Source organism: Allobosea sp., assembly GCF_035999205.1.
Taxonomy (GTDB): domain Bacteria; phylum Pseudomonadota; class Alphaproteobacteria; order Rhizobiales; family Beijerinckiaceae; genus Allobosea.
In genome coordinates this window covers 189,762-207,389 of the sequence record NZ_DASYHA010000015.1, presented here as the reverse complement: position 1 = coordinate 207,389, position 17,628 = coordinate 189,762, and the positions used below count along the sequence as shown (strand labels likewise).

Genomic DNA, 17,628 nt, shown 5'->3' with positions numbered 1-17,628 from the left:
GGATCAGCCTCCAAACGAGAGCTTCAGCACCGCGAAAGCGCAGGCGGCGCCGATCGCGATCGCGAAGAAGGTGTTGGCCATGACTGCCAGGATCTTGAGACCCTCGCCATGGATGTAGTCCTCGATGATGACCTGCATGCCGAGCCGCATATGGATGCAGCCCGAGATGATGAAGAGCAGCATCAGGATCGCCACCAGCGGATGCGCCAGGATCGCGATCGCGGCCGGATAGGGCTTGCCGACGAGGCAGATCACGACGCCGAGGAAGATCACCGTCAGGATGACGTTGGCAACGGCGGTGACGCGCTGGAGCCAGAAATGGCCGGTGCCGGACTTGGCCGAGCCGAGACCGCGGACGCGGGCCAGCGGCGTGCGCATGGACGAGTTGGAAAGCATCGTCTCGCTCCTCAACGAACCGCGTAGGCGACGATCCAGACGAGCACGGTCAGCCCGCCTGAAACGAAGACGCTGTACTTGGCCAGATTCATCCGGGTCTGCGGGTCGTAGCCGTGGCCCATATCCCAGACGAAATGGCGCAGGCCGCCGACCATGTGGTGCAGCAGCGCGAAGGAATAGAGGAACAGCACGAGCCGGCCGAGGAAGGAGCCGGCGATCGCCTGCGCTGTCGCGAACGCCTCCGGCCCCGACGCCGCAGCCACCAGCCAGGCCGCGATCAGCACCGTGCCGGCATAGAGCGCGGAGCCGGTGACGCGATGCGCGATCGACATCGCCATGGTCCAGGACCAACGGTAGATCTGCAGATGCGGCGAGAGCGGGCGCGCCGCCTGTTTGACCTCGGCCAAGATCGTTCTCCGACTAGAGTGGCCCGTCAGCAGGCCTTATCCATTTGGGATCGTTCTAGAGTGTTTGGCTCTGTAACGAAACCGGAACCCTGCTGCAATGCGGCATCCCCCCGGCCAAGTGACAGAATACAAAATCTGTCATTCGTTACCGTTAGCTGTCGCTCGCCGCACGGGTAAGACGCGCGCCTTGTCGCAGAAGATCGACTCCAAACCATTAAGTGCGACTGCTCCCCGCACGGCGCGGCGCCGACAAGGCCTGAGCTAGCGCGGCAGCAACGCCCAATAATCGAGGTCGAGGATGACATCCGGCGCGTACTGCTCACCCAACTTCAGCGGATGATCGCCACAAGGCAGGTTCTTGGTCGCAACCAGCCGCAGCCGCAAGGCGCCGACATCTGCGCGCTCGGGCAGTTCCGCCACCTCGAGAACCTCGCTCCAGGCGAAGACCGTATCGCCCGCAAAGAGCGGCGCGACATGGCGCCCGCCATTGATCGCGGCGATGTGGAAGGCGTTGCCGAGCCCGTTGAAGGAGAGCGCCCTCGCCAGGCTGATGACATGGCCGCCATAGATCAGCCGCTTGCCGAAACGGGTTTCGCGCGCACCGTGCGCATCGAAATGCACCTTGGCGGTGTTCTGGTAGAGGCGCGTCGCGATCTGGTGCTCGGCCTCCTCCACCGTCATGCCGTCGACATGGTCGATGCGCTCGCCCACGGCATACTCGCCCCAGCGAAAGGCCGATCCGGCCAGCGCATCGTCATAGGCCGTGAGTTCGACCGTAGGACAGCCGCCGCCGAGCTGCTCCGGCAGCACCGCCTTCGGCAGCTCGGGCACCTGCTCGGCATGGGCCGGCGTGCCTGGCTGACGCTTTCGCACCAGAACCCAGCGGGCGTAACTCAGCACGATCTCGCCATGCTGATTGCGGCCGACCGAACGGACATAGACGATGCCGGCATCCCCGGCCGAGGTCTGTTTCAGCCCGATCACCTCGGATGTCGCCGACAGCGTGTCTCCGGGGAAGACCGGCTTCAAAAAGCGGCCATCGGCGTAGCCGAGATTGGCAACCGCGTTGATCGAGATATCCGGCACCGTCTTGCCGAAGACGATGTGGAAGACGAGCAGGTCGTCGATCGGCGCGGCCGGATAGCCGATCGCCCGGGCGAAGGCATCCGAGGACTGGACCGCGAAACGAGGACCGTAGATCGCCGTGTAAAGCGCGACATCGCCGGCGGTCACCGTGCGCGGCGTCGCATGCACGATCGCATCGCCGAGATGGAAATCCTCGAAGAAGCGCCCTTTGCTGGTCTTCGGGAGGGGATGGCTGGCCGATCCGGGCATGGGCTCACTCGCGCTGCGCTACGGTACGCGATTGTGCGACGCGACAGCGGCCAGCGTCCAGCCCCGCCATGATTCGACGAAGGCTCAGGGGTTTGGTGGTCGGCCCATCCCGACCTCGCCATTCCGGACGCGGCGAAACAGAGCCCGGAATCCATCGTCGAGCTGGGCGACCTCCGATGAATTCCGGAGCGACGCGGCTGCGCGGCCTGTCCGGAAGGACGTCACGAATGCCCCCGGAAAGGCAGCCTTAGACGTACTGCCCGTGGCAGTGCTTGAACTTCTTGCCGGAGCCACAGGGGCAGGGCTCGTTGCGGCCGACGCGACCCCAGCTCGAGGGGTCGTTGGGGTCGCGGTCGAGCACGGCGGTGTCGGCCTCGATGGCCGCGAATTGCGTGCCACCGCCGCCATATCCCCCGAAGGGCGAAGGCAGCGTGTCCTGAGGCGGCGCGACCTCCTCCGGCTGCTCGAAGCGGACCTCGATGCGCATGAGGTTGCCGGTGACCTGCTCGCGCAGCCGGCCGATCAGGCTGTCGAATAGCTCGAAGGCTTCCTGCTTGTACTCCTGCAGCGGATCGCGCTGGGCATAGCCGCGCCAGCCGATGACCTGCCGGAGATGATCGAGTGTGACGAGGTGCTCGCGCCAGAGCGTATCGAGCGTCTGCAGCAGCACCTGCTTCTCGACATAGGTCATGACCTCGTCGGTGTTGCGCTCGATGCGCGCGGCATAGTCCTCGTCCGCGAGCTTGCGGATGCGCTCGCGCAGCTCCGCATCGGCGATGCCCTCTTCCTTCGCCCACTCCTCGATCGGGAGGTCGAGATTGAGGTATTGCAGCACCCCTTCCTTGAGGGCCGCGGTATCCCACTGCTCGGGATAGGCTTCCTCGGGAATATGCCGGGCCACGAGATCCTCGCAGACGCCGTGGCGCATGTCGTCGGTGGTCTCGCGCACGCTCGCCTGCTTCATGAAGTCGCGGCGCTGCTCGAAGACGACCTTGCGCTGGTCGTTCATGACGTCGTCGTACTTCAGGATGTTCTTGCGGATGTCGAAGTTGCGCGCCTCGACCTTGCCCTGCGCCTTCTCGACCGCCTTGTTGATCCAGGGATGGACGATCGCCTCGTCCTCCTTGAGGCCGAGCTTCTGCAGCATCCCGTCCATCCGGTCGGAGCCGAAGATCCGCATCAGGTCGTCCTGAAGCGACAGGAAGAACTTCGAGCGGCCGGGGTCGCCCTGGCGGCCGGCACGGCCACGCAGCTGGTTGTCGATGCGCCGGCTCTCATGACGCTCGGTGCCGACGATGTAGAGCCCGCCGGCCTTCAGGACGCGCTGCTTGAAATCGGCGACCTCGGCGCGGATCGCGGCGGCCTTGGCATCGCGCTCCGGCCCGGCCTCCATTCCGGCGAGGTCGTGGTTGATCCGCATCTCGGCATTGCCGCCGAGCTGGATGTCGGTGCCGCGGCCGGCCATGTTGGTCGCGATGGTGATCGCGCCGGGCACGCCGGCCTGGGCGACGATATAGGCTTCCTGCTCGTGGAAGCGGGCGTTCAGCACGGCAAATGACTTGGACGGCTTGCCCTGCCGCGCGGCCTCGTAGATCGGCTCCAGCGCCTTGGGATCGGTGAAGTCGATGAGCTTGAAGCCCTCCTTCTCCAGCATCTCGGCGACCAGCTCGGAGCGCTCGATCGAGGTCGTGCCGACGAGCAGCGGCTGCCCATTCTCCTGCGCCGCCTTGATCTCGCGGATGACGCCGCGAACCTTTTCCTCGAAGGTGCGGTAAACCTCGTCGTCCTCGTCCTTGCGGGCGACCGGGACGTTGGTCGGGATTTCGACAACCTCGAGCTTGTAGATCTGGAAGAACTCGTCGGCCTCGGTCGCGGCCGTGCCGGTCATGCCCGCCAGCTTGGAATAGAGCCGGAAATAGTTCTGGAAGGTGATCGAGGCCAGCGTCGCATTCTCGGGCTGGACAGTGACGTGTTCCTTGGCCTCCAGCGCCTGGTGCAGGCCTTCCGAGTAACGCCGCCCCTGCATCATGCGGCCGGTGAACTCGTCGATGATGACGACCTCGTCGCCGCGGACGATGTAGTCCTTGTCGCGGGCGAAGAGCGTGTGCGCCCGCAGCGCCTGGTTGACGTGGTGGACGAGCGTGACGTTGTGGGCGTCGTAGAGGTCGCCCTCCTTGAGCAGCCCCGCCTCGCGCAGCAGCTCCTCGATATGCTCGTTGCCGGCCTCGGTCAGCGAGACGGTGCGCTGCTTCTCGTCGACATCGTAGTCGCCGGCGACCAGACCCGGCAGGACCTTGTCGATCGAGACGTACAGGTCCGACTTGTCGTCGAGCGGGCCGGAGATGATCAGTGGCGTGCGCGCCTCGTCGACCAGGATCGAATCGACCTCGTCGACGATCGCGAAATGGTGGCCGCGCTGGGACATCTGCGCGACCTCGTACTTCATGTTGTCGCGCAGGTAGTCGAAGCCGAATTCGTTGTTGGTGCCGTAGGTGATGTCGCAGGCATAGGCGCGCTGGCGCTCCTCGTCCTCGATGCCATGGACGATGATGCCGACGGACAAGCCCAGGAAGTTGTAGAGCTTCGCCATCCACTCCGCGTCGCGGCGGGCGAGGTAGTCGTTCACCGTGACGACGTGGACGCCCTTGCCTTCGAGCGCGTTCAGATAGGTCGGCAGGGTCGCGACCAGCGTCTTGCCTTCGCCGGTCTTCATTTCGGAGATGGCGCCCTCATGCAGCACCATGCCACCGATGAGCTGGACGTCGTAGGGGCGCTGGCCGAGGACGCGCTTGGCCGCCTCGCGCACCGTCGCGAAGGCAGGCACCAGCAGATCGTCGAGCTTGGCGCCGTCGGCCAGCTTCTGCCGGAACTCGCCGGTGCGAGCCTGCAGCGCCTCGTCGCTGAGCGCCGCCAGCTCCTTTTCCAGCGCATTGATCGCCGCGACCCGGGGGCCATAGCCCTTGACGCGGCGATCATTCGCCGAGCCGAAGAGTTTCTTTGCGAGCGCGCCAAGCATGTTGGGCCTTTCGGTGATATCGGTTTCCGGCCTCGCGGCGTCGATGCCGCGTCCAGCCGAAACCCTGAATTCTCGATGCGACGCGTGTTTAGACGCGTGCGGGTGCGCGGTCCAGCGCCGCCTTGCACTCGTTACGCGCCTTGTGCGGGCGCGCGGCCAAAGAGCACCGGACGGTGCCCGATGTAAGGTTTCCCGTCGCCTCTTCCAAGGCCGCCGGCAACGGGTCTCTGCACGACGCAAGGGAAGCCAACGCTGGCGCCCCCTCGGGCAAAGCTTCGTGATGGCGCACGACAACGCACTCAGACGCCTTGCCTTTGCCGCGTTCAACTGGCAGTGCAGCCGCGATCAACGCTTTCGGCATACTCCGTAAAGGGCGCCCCCATGAAGTTGTCACGTCTCGGCATGCTCTCGCTCGGCCTCGCCCTCGTCGCGACGCCGGTATTCGCACAGGCCGACAAGGTCATCGCCAAGGTCGATGGCATCAACATCACCGAGCGCGAGATCGCGCTGGCGACGGAAGACCTCGGCGAGCGCCTCGCCCAGCTTCCGGACGAGCGCAAGCGCGACGAGGTGATCAACTATCTCGTCGACCTCAAGCTCGGCGCCAAGGCCGCCGCGGCCGCCAAGATCGCCGACACCCCGGACTTTGCCGCCCGCCTCGCCTATTTCCGCGAGAAGGTCCTGCTCGACCAGTATCTGACCGCCGAGGGCAGGAAGGCTGCGACGCCGGAGGCCGCCAAGAAGCTCTACGACGAGACCACCAAGGCCATGGCGCCCGAGGAGGAGGTCAATGCGCGCCACATCCTCGTCGAGGACGAGGCCCAGGCCAAGGCCGTCGCCGAGCGCCTGAAAAAGGGTGAGGACTTCGCCAAGGTTGCGGCCGAACTCTCTAAGGACCCGGGCTCGGGCAAGGAAGGCGGTTCGCTCGGCTGGTTCACCAAGGACCGCATGGTGCCGGAATTCGCTGACGCTGCCTTCAAGCTGAACAAGGGCCAGGTCTCCGAGCCGGTGAAGAGCCAGTTCGGCTGGCACGTCATCAAGCTCGAGGACAAGCGCACCAAGCCGCTGCCGGATTTCGCGGCCGTCAAGCCGCAGATCGACCAGTATCTCGAGCGCAAGGCCCAGCAGGACATCATCGTCGCCCTGCGCGAAAAGGCCAAGATCGAGCGCCTCGACCAGCCTGCCGCGCCTGCGACGCCGGCCGCACCGGCCGCACCGGCCGAGCCGAAGAAGCCCTGAGCCGCAGGACACGCCGCAGCTTCGGTCAAATTGGAAGGGCGGCCTCGCGGCCGCCCTTCTTGTTTTCGTCATCGGCCTGCGGCAAACCGGCCTCCCGCACAGGAGACGCCACGATGGCCGGCAAGGATGTTCCCGTTTCCCCGCTCGCGCCCAAGCGCCAGCCCAAGGTTCCCCCGGTTCCCGGCGTCCGCTTCGCCACGGCCGAGGCCGGCATCCGCTACAAGGGCCGCCAGGACGTCTGGTTCGCCCTGCTCGACGAGGGCACGCAGGTCGCCGGCGTCTTCACCCGCTCGAAATGCCCCTCCGCCCCGGTCGACTGGTGCCGCGAGAACCTGAAGCAGGGTTCGGCCCGCGCCATCGTCGTCAATTCCGGCAACGCCAACGCCTTCACCGGCCTGAAGGGCCGTGACTCGGTCGCGCTGACCGCGAAGATCGCGGCCAAGGCCGCCGGCTGCAGGCCGGAGGAGGTCTTCATCGCCTCCACCGGCGTGATCGGCGAGCCGCTCGACGCGACCAAATTCGAGGGCGTATTGCAGGACTGCGCCAAGCGCGTCGCCGACGGTCCCTGGATCGACGCCGCCCGCGCGATCATGACCACCGACACCTTCCCCAAGGCACTGACCCGCAAGGCCAAGATCGACGGCAAGGAGGTCGTGCTCGCCGGCATCGCCAAGGGCGCGGGGATGATCGCGCCGGACATGGCGACGATGCTCTCCTTCGTCTTCACCGATGCGCCGATCGCCGCCCCCGTGCTGCAGGCCCTGCTCTCGAAGGGCGTGAAGGGTTCGTTCAACGCCGTGACGGTCGACAGCGACACCTCGACCTCCGACACGCTGATGCTCTTCGCCACCGGCAAGGCTGCCGCCCGCGGCGTTCCCGCGATCACCGAGATCGGCGATGCCCGCCTCTCCGGCTTCAAGCGCGCCCTGAACTCGCTCCTGCTCGAACTCGCCCATCTCGTCTGCAAGGATGGCGAGGGTGCGCGGAAATTCGTCGAGGTGCAGGTCAAGGGTGCGGCTTCCGCGCGCTCGGCCAAGCGCGTCGCGCTCTCGATCGCCAATTCACCGCTGGTCAAGACCGCGATCGCCGGCGAGGACGCCAATTGGGGCCGCGTCGTCATGGCCGTCGGCAAGGCCGGCGAGCCTGCCGACCGCGACCGCCTCGACATCTCCTTCGGCGAGATCATGGTGGCGCAGCAGGGCGCCCGCGCCCCATCCTATGACGAGACCGCCGTCTCCGACTACATGAAGGGCGAGCACATCGTCATCACCGCCGATCTCGGGCTGGGGCGCGGCAAGTCGACGGTCTGGACCTGCGACCTGACCAAGGCCTATGTCGAGATCAATGGCGACTATCGCTCCTGAGGGCTCGCCAGCGCTCGAGCCCAGCCGCGGCTTCATCGCCACAAACTTGCTGGTCTGCTCCTTCTTCTGGGGCTCGAGCTATCTCTTCATCAAGCTGATGAGCGGGCAGGTCTCGCCCTTCGCCATAGCGGCGGGGCGTGGTCTGCTCGGCGCGGCGTCGCTCGCGCTGTGGATCCGCTGGCTCGGCCAGAGCCCGCTGCCACGACGCCATGAGGTCCGTCACTGGCTGATCCTCGGCGCGACCAATGGCTGGCTCCCCAACATCCTCGTCGCCTACGCCTTGATCCAGCTCGCGAGCGGGCCGGCGGCGATGATCCAGGCCGCGGGACCGCTGGTCACCGCCCTCGTCGCGCACATGATCTTCGCCGAGGAGCATCTCAACGGGCGCCGGCTCGCCGGCATCCTGATCGGGCTGGCCGGCGTGGCGCTGCTGATCGGCCCTCGCCTGTTCGAGGGCGGCGCAACGACGCTGAGCGTGCTCGCCATGGTCGGGACCATGCTCAGCTATGCCGCAGGCAATCTCTATGTCCGCGCCGTGCCGGCCGCCTCCGGCGACCCGATGCGGCTCGCGCTCGGCCAGCAGGTCTGCTCGGGCGGCGTCGCCCTGCTCCTCACGCTCATTGTCGTCGGGCCGGCCAGCCTGCTCGTGCTGTCCGATCACTGGGCCGCCATGCTGATGCTCGGCATCATCTGCACCGCGATTCCGATGACGGTCTTCATGCGGCTGATCCGCGCCGCCGGGCCGACGCGCGCTGCGATGACCGGCTATCTCGTTCCGACCGTGGCAGCGATCATGGGCGTCCTCGTGCTCGGGGAAACGCTGGAGTTGCGGCAGGTCGCGGCAGGTTGCATCATCCTCCTCGGCGTCTTCCTGGTGACGACGGCGCCGCGGGGGGCAAAGACAGCATGAAGATCGGACGCATCGCGGCCGCATCGCTGGCGGCTGGCATGGCTGTTGTCGTGGCGGGCTGCCAGAGCCGCCAGCCAGCGACCGTCGCCTTTTCCGTCGAGGAAGCCGCCTTCATCAAGAAGCCGGGCACGACGGCCGTCGTCGGCCACGCTTTCCGCACCAAGCCGAGCGGCGTGGTCGTCAACGCGGCCGGCGAAGTGGTGCGGCTCGTACCGGCCACCGCCTATTCCCGCGAGCGCTTCCGGAATTTCTACGGCAGCCGCAAATATGTGCCGCATCGCGACTATCCGCGCGACGACAATCCCGATCCCGCCTATGGCGAATACACCCGCACGACCAAGGCGAAGGCCAATGGCCGCTTCGCCTTCGAGAACGTCGCGCCGGGCGAGTACTTCGTCACGACGCAGGTGATCTGGGGCGATGAGGACGCCTTCTTTCGCGAGGGCGGCTCGGTCTATGACAGCGTGACCGTGACCGGTAAGGAGAAGGAACCGGTCCAGGTCATCCTCTCCGGGTACTGAGACCTCGCCCTAGGACAAGCCGCCAAGTGAAACTGCTCCTCGTCGTCGCCTGCGCCCTGATCGATTCCGACAACCGCGTCCTCGTCGCGCAGCGCCCCGAGGGCAAGGCGCTGGCCGGCATGTGGGAGTTTCCCGGCGGCAAGCTGGAGCAGGGTGAGCGGCCCGAGCCCGCACTGATCCGCGAACTGGCCGAGGAGCTCGGCATCACCGTCAAGGAGGAGTGCCTCGCGCCACTGACCTTCGCCAGCTACGCCTATCCCGATTTCCATCTGCTGATGCCGCTCTACATCTGCCGGCGCTGGGAAGGCACGGTCGCCTCGCACGAGGGGCAGGCGCTGAAATGGGTCCGCCCCGCCAAGCTCCGCGAGCTCGACATGCCGCCTGCCGACGAACCGCTGATCCCGCACCTGATCGACCTGCTCGGGGCCTAGACCCGCCGGAGCCCTGTCGGCCTCAATGAATCTCGGGCAGGTTGAGCTGCCGCCATAGCGCCCTCGGTACAGGCTCGCCGACGCGGAACTCGAACGCGACCACGCGGCTCCGATCCGGGCTGAACTCGCAGCGGAAGCGCAGATCGTACCAGCGCCGTCCACTGCGAAACACCGCGCCTTCCGCCTGAAGCGTTCGTCCGGACACCTTGGCCTCGGACCGGGCATAGGCAGTCACCCTGTCCGGCGTGAACTCGGCCTTCCAGGCATGGATCTGGCTCATCGCCTCGAGCCCGCAGAGCTGCTCGACCCGTTCATCCGCATCGAGTTGTGGCAGCAGCTCCCGCGCCTGACGGCTCAAGGGGTTGGCCAGCGCATCGGCCGCCATCAGCCTGCTTGCCCGCACCATCCCGCCCGGCTCGGCCTGCGGAGCTTCAGCCAACGGCCGCTGTTCCTGTGTCGCATGTGGTGCAGCCGGTGACGGGGCCGGCGGCGGTTCGGCCGGCTTTGGCCGCATCATCGCGTCGAATTCGCCGGTCGTCAGAAGTTCGATGTCGACGCTGCTCTCCGGATGGTCAGGTAGCTCGATCCGCGGCCGCATGGACATGTGTGCGAACGCCGCGAGCAGCAGGCCATGCAGCAACAGCGCTGCCGGAACCGAAGTCCATGATGTGCCGGTCCACGTCGAAATCTGCCGCATTCAGCGCGCCACCGCAGCGATGGCTGCTATCAGGACGAGAAGATCGGGGCTCACCGCACGGCTCCCATATGCATGCCGTTCGGCGATGCAAACAGCGCTGCGCAAATCGGCGATTTTGCGGCGGCTTCGGTGAAATCCGTCAACGCTTCGGAACGATCACGGCCCTTCTCGAGCGATCTCGGTCTGCTCCGGCTCGGCATCGCCGCCGGCGCTGCCATTGGCGAGCTGGAACCGCTCGAACCGCTCCAACTCCGCCTCGACACGTGCCTTCCGCTCCGCGCTCTCCTGCCCGTCGAGCCAGGTCCATTGCTGGATCAGGAGCTTGCCGGCCTGGCGGTCCGTCTTGAGGTCGAGCACGGCAACGATCTCGTCGCCGATCAGGACCGGCAGCCCGAAATAGCCGAAGACGCGCTTCTCCTTCGGCAGATAGGCCTCGAAGACGTGGTCGTAGCCGAAGAACAGCTTCAGCCGCTTGCGCTGGATGATGAGTGGGTCGAAGGGCGAGAGGATATGGACGAGGTCGACTTCGGGCAGCGACCCCGGCTCGAGCACCTCCGGCCTCGCCCAATGCGCCGTCTTGCCCGCACCCTCGACTGCAACCGGTACAAGTTCGCGGCGCTTGACGCGCGCCTCGATCAGCTCGGCGACCGCCTTCTTGCTGGGCGCGTCGAGATGACAGACCGAGTCGAGGCTGACGACACCCTGCGCACGCAGCGCCCGATCGAGCAGATAGGCCGTGACCTGCCGCTCCGTGGCGGGCGTCGGCCGCTTCTCCCAGGCGAAATGCCGGTCCAGTAGCTCATAGGTCTTGAGCATCCCCGAGCGCGCCGAGATGACGAGCTCGCCATCATAGAAGGCCAGCTCCAGCAGGCCCTTCGACGGCTTTTTGCTCGCCCAGAGATGCGCCTTCTCGACCAGCACGTCGGTGTCGATGTCGCGGATGGTCAGCGCCCCGTCCTTACGGATGCGGCGCAGCAGTTTGCGGGTCTCCTCGCGCCCCCCCACAGCCGACCAGCGCTTGGGCTCCTCGCGATGCGCCTTCATCGCGCCGAGGAAGCAGCGGATATCGCGCGTCGGCACGTAGGAGAGCGCATGCGTCCAGTATTCGAAGACGCTCTTCTCGACCGATTGCGCCTGCGCCAGATGCCCGCGCTCGTAAGTGGGGATGCGGGCGTAGAGGATGTGATGGTGGCAGCGCTCGATCACATTGATCGTGTCGATCTGGACGTAGCCGAGATGCTCGACCGCCGCCCGCGTCGCCTCAGGCCCCGCACCGAAGGGCTCGGCCACGTCCAGTCTTTGCGCCTTCAGCCAGATGTGGCGGGCCTGGCCCTTCGTGAGGGTGATCGTTCGCGACTTCCGGGGCGGCATGGCAGGCCTGTGCTGGGGCGGTCCGAGGGGAATGCTGCCGGAGCTTAGCGGGCTGCGTCCAGGGATATGTCAGCAGGCTACGGCTGCTCGCCGCGCACCCAGCCGCCATCTGCTGTCACTCCGGGAACAGCGCCTGCGCCCCGCCCTGCCTACAGCTTCTCCATCGGCGGAACGGGTTCGCCGGCCCGAGAAGGACGCCGCCATGTTCCGCAAAGCCGTCAGAACGGCGCTGATCATCATGGTCTCGGCCGGCACGTTTCTGGCCAAGGCTCCGGGCGACGGCGCGACGCGAACGGCTGCCCTCTCCCAGCACATCCTGACGGAGCAGGCCGGTCCGACGAAGACCTTGCGATTCAAGGCGCCGCGCGCGGTCCAACTGAGGACGGCCGAGATCGAGCGGGTTCAGCCCCCGGCGGTCGGCTGAGGCGACGCGTTCAGCATGTCCTGCAACGCCTCACGCGTCACATCCGCCATCTCCATCTGCAATTTGAAGGCGCGGGTCTTCTCGCCCGGGTTCATCACCAGGATGACCGTCTCCGTGCCCGGACAGGCGGGATCGGCGCAGACGATTTCGTTGACCGCGATCGCAGCCGCATCCGGCAAGCCCAGAAGCTCTCGCACGAGCGGTTTGATTCGTCCGGCCTGCTCAGAGGTCTGCGCCTTGCCGGCCCCGCCCTTGCCGAAGAGCCCGAAGCGCATCGGACTGCTCAGGCCGCCGGCAGGGTCAGCACGCCGGCCGCGCCATCCTCCGCCCCGAAGGCGAGCCGCTTGCCGCCCTTGTCCCAGGCGAAGGCGGTGATGCCGCTGCCGCGCAGGGCCGGGCGCACCAACAGTTCGGAGGCATCGGTCAGGCGGATCATCAGGATGCAGCCGTCATCATAACCCACCGCCAGCACCAGCGCCTTGGGATGGAAGGCGACGCGCGTGACCTTGGCATGGCGGGCGCCGCATTCGCGCGGTGCCTTGCCTTGCGGCCCCTCGCCCTGGAACGGCCAGACGATCGCGGCATCCGCCCCGCTGGAGGCAAGCCAGAGCCCGTCATGCGACCAGGACAGCGAGCGCGGCTTGGCCGGATAACCGGTCATCCGCATATGGCTCGGCTTGTCGCCGAGGCGCCAGCCATGCAGCGCGTTCTCCTGCATCGAGGAGACGACGAAACGCCCGTCCGGCGACCAGACCACGTCGAGATGCGAGCCCTTCCACTCCAGGAATTCCGGCTTGGCCTCGGTGTTCGGATACCAGAGCGAGACGCCGTTCATCTGTCCGATGGCGAGCCGATAGCCCTTCGGAGCGAAGACCAGGCCCTGCGGCGTCGTCGCGACTTCGAGCGAGCGGACCTTGCCCTTGTCGTCGCGGGCATGGACGATTCTGCCGGTGTTCCAGGCGATGCTGCCGGAGGCGGAGAGCGTCACCGTGTCGATCCAGCGGCGCTTCGGATCGCGGGCGATCTCGCTCGCCTCGCCTGCGGCCGACACCGCGACCACGCGCCCGTCATCGCCGCCCGTGACCAGCCGCTCGCCATCGCCGGTCGCGCAGAGAATGCCGCCGGCATGCGCCTCGACCTCGTCCAGCGCCCCGTCCGTCCAGCGCAGCACGCGGCCATCGGCGAGCGCCAGCGCCAGCGTTGTCTTGAGCCAGTGGGCGCCGACGACATGCTCCCCCGCCTCGACGGGGACGACATGCTCGCGCAACGAGACGGGTTTGCTGATCGTGTCCATGGGCGGGGTCTAGCGCAGCTTGCCTTGCATGAAAACCGCGCCGTCATTCTCGGGCACAGCGAAGCGCAGACCCGAGAATCTCCGGCAAGAAATGCTCGGGTCGAGCCCGAGTATGACGCGCTTTCTTACGCCGCGCAGGCCTCGAAGCCCTTGCGCAGCTCGTTCTCGTTCAGGTCGCGCCCGATGAAGACCAGCCGGCTCTGGCGGGCCTCATCGTCCTTCCAGTCGCGCTGGAGGTCGCCGTCGAGGATCATATGGACGCCCTGGAAGACGAAGCGACGCGGCTCGTCCTTGAAGGCGAGGATGCCTTTCGAGCGCAGGATGTTGGGGCCTTGCGCCTGGCTGATGTCGTTGATCCAGGGCATGAACTTCTCGGGATCGACATCGCCGGGGATCGTGAAGGACATCGAGCGCACTTCATCGGAATGATGATGGTGATGCCCGGATTCGAGAAAGTCAGGCTCGATGTCGAGGATGCGGTCGAGATCGAAGGCGTTGCGGTCGAGCAGGTTCTCGATCGGCACGTCGCAGCGCGTCGCCTTGTGCAGCTTGGCATAGGGGTTGATCGCGCGGATCGCGGCCTCGACCGAGGCCAGTTCCTCAGCCGTCACCAGATCGACCTTGTTGAGGACGATGACGTCGGCGAAGGCGATCTGATTCTTGGCTTCCGGCGCGTCCTTCAACCGTTCCAGCAGCCACTTCGCGTCCGTCACCGTCACGACCGCGTCGAGCTTGGTGGCGTCGCCGACATCCTGGTCGACGAAGAAGGTCTGAGCGACCGGCGCCGGATCGGCCAGGCCCGTCGTCTCGACGATGATCGCGTCGAACTTGCCCTTGCGCTTCATCAAGCCGTCGAGGATGCGGATCAGGTCGCCGCGCACCGTGCAACAGATGCAGCCATTGTTCATCTCGAAGACCTCCTCGTCGGCACCGACGACGAGGTCGCCATCGATTCCGGCCTCGCCGAACTCGTTGACGATGACGGCGAATTTCTTGCCGTGCTTCTCGGTGAGGATGCGGTTCAGGAGTGTGGTCTTGCCGGCGCCCAGATAGCCGGTGAGCACCGTGACGGGAATTTTCTCGGACATGGTCGATCCTGTTTTCATCAGCGACTTGCCTGTCACGCCGTCTGGATCATCCACCACCGTCATCCCGGATGGAGCGAAGCGGAACTCCGGGATCCATCGTAAGGCACCGGCGATGCCCTATGATGGATCCCGGAGCTGCGCCGCTGCGCGGCTTGTCCGGGATGACAGTGTGTTTCCTGCGGGTAACTCTCAGGCTGGGTTGGCGGCGAGCGCCTTTTCGATCTCGCTTATATTGTACTTCATCATCGCGATGTAAGTCCCGGCGGGGCCCGACGCGTCGGACAGGGCGTCCGAATAGATCCGCCCGCCGATCTTCGCACCGCTCTCCCGCGCGATCTGTTCGACCAGACGCGGATTCGTGACGTTCTCCAGAAAGACGGCCGGAACCTTCTCTGCCTTAACCTGCCGGATGATCCGCGCCACATCGCGGGCGGAGGCTTCGGCTTCCGTCGAGACGCCCTGCGGCGCGATGAAGGCGATGCCATAGGCCTTGACGAAATAGCCGAAGGCGTCGTGCGAGGTGATGGCCTTGCGCCGGCCGGCCGGAATGCGGGCGACCGCCGCCCTGATCTCGCCCTCGACCGCGTCGAGTTCCGCCAGATAGCGCGTCGCATTGGCCTCATAGGCGTCCTTGCCCGCGGGATCGGCCTTTACCAGCGCGTCGCGGATGTTGGCGACATAGACCTTGGCATTGGCGACGCTCTGCCAGGCGTGCGGATCGATGTCGTGGTCATGGCCGTGTCCGTGGGCGTGGCCGGCCTTGCCGTGGTCGTCATCGCCCTTCAGTGGCGTGATCCCGGTCGTCGCCGTGGCGATCATAGCCTTGGTCCCGGAGGATTTGATCAGCCGGGTCATCCAGCCCTCGAACTTCAGGCCATTGACGACGATCAGCTTGGCCGTCGCCATCGTCTTCGCATCGGCCGGCGTCGGCGAATAGACATGGGCGTCGCCATCGGGCCCGACCAGTGTCGTCACGTTGACCCGATCGCCTCCGACCTGACGGACGAAATCACCGAGAATCGAAAAGCTTGCGACGACCGGCAGCTTCTCCTGTGCGATGGTCGCGAACGGCGTGGAGGCAGCAACCAATCCGGCAGCAAGCCCGCTCAGTACGGAACGGCGATTGAACATGGAAAGCTCCAGCAGTCGATGAAACACTATAACGTCACTACCTCTGGAGATGGGGGCGAGGCAAGATGCGCCGCGCAAGCCCGCCCTGCGAACCGAGCAGAAGCGAGCCAAGATAAATCGCGCCGGCTCCCAGGATGATTGCCGGCCCCGCCGGAAGATTGGCTCCGGCCGAGTAGGAGACCACGAGCCCGGCGTAGCCCGCAAGCATGGCGAAACCGCTGGCGAGCAGGATCAGCATGGTGATGTCGGCGGTCCAGAACCGTGCCGCTGCGGCTGGCAGCATCATCAGTCCGACGGCGAGCAGCGTTCCCAGCGCATGGAAACCGGCGACGAGGTTGAGCACGACGAGGCCGAGAAAGGTGAGATGCACGATGCCGCCGGAACGGCTGACCGAACGCAGGAAGCCCGGATCGACGCATTCCATCACCAGCGGGCGATAGAGCGCAGCGAGCGCCAGCAGCGAGATGCTCGCCACCGATGACAGCAGGATCAGCACTTCGTCGTCGAGCGCCAGCACATTGCCGAACAGGACATGGAAGAGGTCGACCGCAGAGCCGCGCAGCGAGACGATGGTGACGCCGAGCGCCAGCGAGATCAGGTAGAAGGCGGCGAGTGAGGCATCCTCCTTGATAACAGTGACGCGCGCCACCGCACCGGCTGCCAGCGCCACCGCGAAGCCGGCCGCGAGCCCGCCCAGCGTCATCGCCGGCAGCGAGAAGCCGGCGACGAGATAGCCCAGCGCGGCGCCGGGCAGGATCGCATGCGCCATCGCATCGCCGGTCAGGCTCATCCGCCGCAGCATCAGGAAGACGCCGATCGGCGCCCCCGAGACGGAGAGCGCGAGGATGCCGACCAGGGCCCGCCGCATGAAGTCGAACTCGGCGAAGGGGCCGATGAGGAGATCGTAGAGCATTGGTGAGCGCTTCGGTTCAAACGCGCCGTCGTCCCGGGCGGAGCGACCAGGGTCGGGACCTGTTCCTGAGCGCTGATCGGCGAGGCTCAGGCGTGGATCCCGGGTCTCCCCGCGCTCTCCCGGGATGCCCCGGCATGGGATGTCTCAGAAAAAGCGAAAAGACGCCGGCCTCACGCCGCGTCGCGCTCGCAAGGGGCGGCGTGACTGTCGAAGGCTTCGACCATGCGGCGCGCCCTCAGGAGGTTCGCCGGCGTCAGCACCTCGGCCGTCTCGCCCCAGGCAACCGGTTCGCGCGCCAGCAACAGCGTATGCGGGAAGGCGCGGCGCACGGTCTCGATATCGTGCAGCACGGCGACGACGGTGCGGCTCTCGCCATGCCAGCGCTGCACCAGCTCCAGCAAATCAGCGGTGGTGCGGGCATCGATCGCCGTGAAGGGTTCGTCGAGCAGGATGATGTCGGCGTCCTGCAGCAGGAGGCGCGCGAACAGCGCCCGCTGCATCTGGCCACCGGAAAGCGCCCCGATCGGCCGGCGCTCGAAGCCGGAAAGCCCGACGGCTGCGATCGCGGCCTCGACCTTGGCGGCGGAGCCGCGGCCGATGCGTCCGAAAATGCCGGCGCTGTTCCACAAGCCCATGGCGACGAGGTCGTAGACATGAATCGGGAAGGACCGGTCGAGCTCGGCCGATTGCGGCAGATAGGCCAGGCGCTTGCCGCGCGTCACCGAGACATCACCGCCGAGTGGCGCAAGCGCGCCGGCAATGCCCTTCAGCAGGGTCGACTTGCCGGCACCGTTGGGACCGACGATCGCCGTCAGGCTGCCCGCTGCAATCTCGCCCGACAGGTGATGCACCGCCGGGTGGCGATCATAGCCGAGCGTGAGATCTTGCAGGCGAATGGCGGACACGGACGAAAACTCACTCACAGAATGACGGCCAGCGTCGCGGCCCACACCAGCGCCACGACAACGCCGGCGAGCCCGATGCGCCCGAGCGCCGACAGGCGCAACAGCGACCAGCCCGGATCTTCCGGAGCGGCAGGGGAAACGTGATGGGCATGCGCATGAGCCATGCGGATGATATAATGTTACATG

The 17,628-nt window shown here is 66.3% G+C and carries 19 protein-coding genes; 6 read left to right on the top strand and 13 right to left on the bottom strand.

Annotated features, from left to right (window positions below):
• Positions 1–3: 3 nt before the first annotated feature.
• From sdhD to secA, 4 genes are all read right to left on the bottom strand, one after another.
• Entirely contained in the window at positions 4–396 is a 393-nt protein-coding gene (sdhD, locus tag VGN82_RS05270; protein ID WP_327525940.1) for a succinate dehydrogenase, hydrophobic membrane anchor protein, read from the bottom strand.
• A gap of 11 nt (positions 397–407) precedes the next feature.
• Positions 408–803: a succinate dehydrogenase, cytochrome b556 subunit gene (sdhC, locus tag VGN82_RS05265; protein ID WP_327525939.1), complete on the bottom strand. Its 396-nt coding sequence runs from the start codon at positions 801–803 to the stop codon at positions 408–410.
• A gap of 261 nt (positions 804–1,064) precedes the next feature.
• Positions 1,065–2,138: a MaoC family dehydratase gene (locus tag VGN82_RS05260; RefSeq protein ID WP_327525938.1), complete on the bottom strand. Its 1,074-nt coding sequence runs from the start codon at positions 2,136–2,138 to the stop codon at positions 1,065–1,067.
• Positions 2,139–2,385: 247 nt separating this feature from the next.
• Positions 2,386–5,154 carry a preprotein translocase subunit SecA gene (gene secA, locus VGN82_RS05255; protein WP_327525937.1) on the bottom strand — a complete coding sequence of 923 codons (2,769 nt, stop codon included), beginning with the start codon at positions 5,152–5,154 and terminating at the stop codon, positions 2,386–2,388.
• Positions 5,155–5,535: 381 nt separating this feature from the next.
• Here secA and VGN82_RS05250 point away from each other — a divergent pair, with 381 nt between their 5' ends.
• The 5 genes from VGN82_RS05250 to mutT all read left to right on the top strand — a co-directional run bounded on the left by VGN82_RS05250 (position 5,536) and on the right by mutT (position 9,619).
• Positions 5,536–6,393 carry a peptidylprolyl isomerase gene (locus VGN82_RS05250; protein WP_327525936.1) on the top strand — a complete coding sequence of 286 codons (858 nt, stop codon included), beginning with the start codon at positions 5,536–5,538 and terminating at the stop codon, positions 6,391–6,393.
• Positions 6,394–6,506: 113 nt separating this feature from the next.
• The gene (gene argJ / locus VGN82_RS05245; protein ID WP_327525935.1) at positions 6,507–7,757 is read left to right on the top strand and encodes a bifunctional glutamate N-acetyltransferase/amino-acid acetyltransferase ArgJ; all 1,251 of its coding nucleotides are present in this window, start codon (positions 6,507–6,509) and stop codon (positions 7,755–7,757) included.
• Positions 7,738–8,667 (top strand): DMT family transporter, encoded by a 930-nt coding sequence (locus VGN82_RS05240; RefSeq protein WP_327525934.1) that lies wholly within the window; start codon positions 7,738–7,740, stop codon positions 8,665–8,667. Before argJ ends, VGN82_RS05240 begins: the two co-directional genes overlap by 20 nt.
• Entirely contained in the window at positions 8,664–9,188 is a 525-nt protein-coding gene (locus VGN82_RS05235; RefSeq protein ID WP_327525933.1) for a carboxypeptidase regulatory-like domain-containing protein, read from the top strand. The genes VGN82_RS05240 and VGN82_RS05235 overlap by 4 nt, the downstream gene beginning before the upstream one ends.
• 26 nt (positions 9,189–9,214) lie before the next feature.
• Complete coding sequence (gene mutT, locus VGN82_RS05230) at positions 9,215–9,619, top strand: 8-oxo-dGTP diphosphatase MutT (protein WP_327525932.1); 405 nt, start codon at positions 9,215–9,217, stop codon at positions 9,617–9,619.
• A 22-nt stretch (positions 9,620–9,641) separates the two neighbouring features.
• Here the strand turns inward: mutT and VGN82_RS05225 are convergent, their stop codons facing one another.
• Both VGN82_RS05225 and VGN82_RS05220 read right to left on the bottom strand, forming a co-directional pair.
• Complete coding sequence (locus tag VGN82_RS05225) at positions 9,642–10,316, bottom strand: DUF930 domain-containing protein (protein WP_327525931.1); 675 nt, start codon at positions 10,314–10,316, stop codon at positions 9,642–9,644.
• Between the two features lie 156 nt (positions 10,317–10,472).
• Positions 10,473–11,687, bottom strand: coding sequence for a winged helix-turn-helix domain-containing protein (locus VGN82_RS05220; RefSeq protein WP_327525930.1), 1,215 nt, complete (start codon positions 11,685–11,687; stop codon positions 10,473–10,475).
• Positions 11,688–11,889: 202 nt separating this feature from the next.
• Here VGN82_RS05220 and VGN82_RS05215 point away from each other — a divergent pair, with 202 nt between their 5' ends.
• The gene (locus tag VGN82_RS05215) at positions 11,890–12,111 is read left to right on the top strand and encodes a hypothetical protein (protein WP_327525929.1); all 222 of its coding nucleotides are present in this window, start codon (positions 11,890–11,892) and stop codon (positions 12,109–12,111) included.
• Here the strand turns inward: VGN82_RS05215 and VGN82_RS05210 are convergent.
• The 7 genes from VGN82_RS05210 to VGN82_RS05180 form a co-directional block, all read right to left on the bottom strand.
• Positions 12,090–12,386 (bottom strand): hypothetical protein, encoded by a 297-nt coding sequence (locus VGN82_RS05210; protein ID WP_327525928.1) that lies wholly within the window; start codon positions 12,384–12,386, stop codon positions 12,090–12,092. The two genes, VGN82_RS05215 and VGN82_RS05210, sit on opposite strands and share 22 nt — an antisense overlap.
• Before the next feature lie 8 nt (positions 12,387–12,394).
• Entirely contained in the window at positions 12,395–13,405 is a 1,011-nt protein-coding gene (locus VGN82_RS05205) for a WD40 repeat domain-containing protein (protein ID WP_327525927.1), read from the bottom strand.
• A 125-nt stretch (positions 13,406–13,530) separates the two neighbouring features.
• Positions 13,531–14,493: a CobW family GTP-binding protein gene (locus VGN82_RS05200; RefSeq protein WP_327525926.1), complete on the bottom strand. Its 963-nt coding sequence runs from the start codon at positions 14,491–14,493 to the stop codon at positions 13,531–13,533.
• 189 nt (positions 14,494–14,682) lie between these two features.
• Positions 14,683–15,624: a metal ABC transporter substrate-binding protein gene (locus VGN82_RS05195; protein WP_327525925.1), complete on the bottom strand. Its 942-nt coding sequence runs from the start codon at positions 15,622–15,624 to the stop codon at positions 14,683–14,685.
• Between the two features lie 37 nt (positions 15,625–15,661).
• Entirely contained in the window at positions 15,662–16,537 is an 876-nt protein-coding gene (locus tag VGN82_RS05190) for a metal ABC transporter permease (RefSeq protein ID WP_327525924.1), read from the bottom strand.
• A gap of 170 nt (positions 16,538–16,707) precedes the next feature.
• Positions 16,708–17,442 (bottom strand): zinc ABC transporter ATP-binding protein AztA, encoded by a 735-nt coding sequence (aztA, locus tag VGN82_RS05185; protein ID WP_327525923.1) that lies wholly within the window; start codon positions 17,440–17,442, stop codon positions 16,708–16,710.
• Between the two features lie 14 nt (positions 17,443–17,456).
• Positions 17,457–17,606, bottom strand: coding sequence for a hypothetical protein (locus tag VGN82_RS05180; protein ID WP_327525922.1), 150 nt, complete (start codon positions 17,604–17,606; stop codon positions 17,457–17,459).
• Between the last annotated feature and the right edge of the window lie 22 nt (positions 17,607–17,628).

Coding starts and splice junctions, on each gene's coding strand:
- VGN82_RS05190 (WP_327525924.1), bottom strand. CDS start 16,537: ATGCTCTACGATCTCCTCATCGGCCCCTTCGCCGAGTTCGACTTCATG.
- VGN82_RS05210 (WP_327525928.1), bottom strand. CDS start 12,386: ATGCGCTTCGGGCTCTTCGGCAAGGGCGGGGCCGGCAAGGCGCAGACC.
- VGN82_RS05225 (WP_327525931.1), bottom strand. CDS start 10,316: ATGCGGCAGATTTCGACGTGGACCGGCACATCATGGACTTCGGTTCCG.
- sdhD (WP_327525940.1), bottom strand. CDS start 396: ATGCTTTCCAACTCGTCCATGCGCACGCCGCTGGCCCGCGTCCGCGGT.
- VGN82_RS05250 (WP_327525936.1), top strand. CDS start 5,536: ATGAAGTTGTCACGTCTCGGCATGCTCTCGCTCGGCCTCGCCCTCGTC.
- secA (WP_327525937.1), bottom strand. CDS start 5,154: ATGCTTGGCGCGCTCGCAAAGAAACTCTTCGGCTCGGCGAATGATCGC.
- VGN82_RS05240 (WP_327525934.1), top strand. CDS start 7,738: ATGGCGACTATCGCTCCTGAGGGCTCGCCAGCGCTCGAGCCCAGCCGC.
- argJ (WP_327525935.1), top strand. CDS start 6,507: ATGGCCGGCAAGGATGTTCCCGTTTCCCCGCTCGCGCCCAAGCGCCAG.
- VGN82_RS05205 (WP_327525927.1), bottom strand. CDS start 13,405: ATGGACACGATCAGCAAACCCGTCTCGTTGCGCGAGCATGTCGTCCCC.
- VGN82_RS05180 (WP_327525922.1), bottom strand. CDS start 17,606: ATGGCTCATGCGCATGCCCATCACGTTTCCCCTGCCGCTCCGGAAGAT.
- VGN82_RS05215 (WP_327525929.1), top strand. CDS start 11,890: ATGTTCCGCAAAGCCGTCAGAACGGCGCTGATCATCATGGTCTCGGCC.
- VGN82_RS05235 (WP_327525933.1), top strand. CDS start 8,664: ATGAAGATCGGACGCATCGCGGCCGCATCGCTGGCGGCTGGCATGGCT.
- VGN82_RS05220 (WP_327525930.1), bottom strand. CDS start 11,687: ATGCCGCCCCGGAAGTCGCGAACGATCACCCTCACGAAGGGCCAGGCC.
- VGN82_RS05200 (WP_327525926.1), bottom strand. CDS start 14,493: ATGTCCGAGAAAATTCCCGTCACGGTGCTCACCGGCTATCTGGGCGCC.
- VGN82_RS05260 (WP_327525938.1), bottom strand. CDS start 2,138: ATGCCCGGATCGGCCAGCCATCCCCTCCCGAAGACCAGCAAAGGGCGC.
- VGN82_RS05195 (WP_327525925.1), bottom strand. CDS start 15,624: ATGTTCAATCGCCGTTCCGTACTGAGCGGGCTTGCTGCCGGATTGGTT.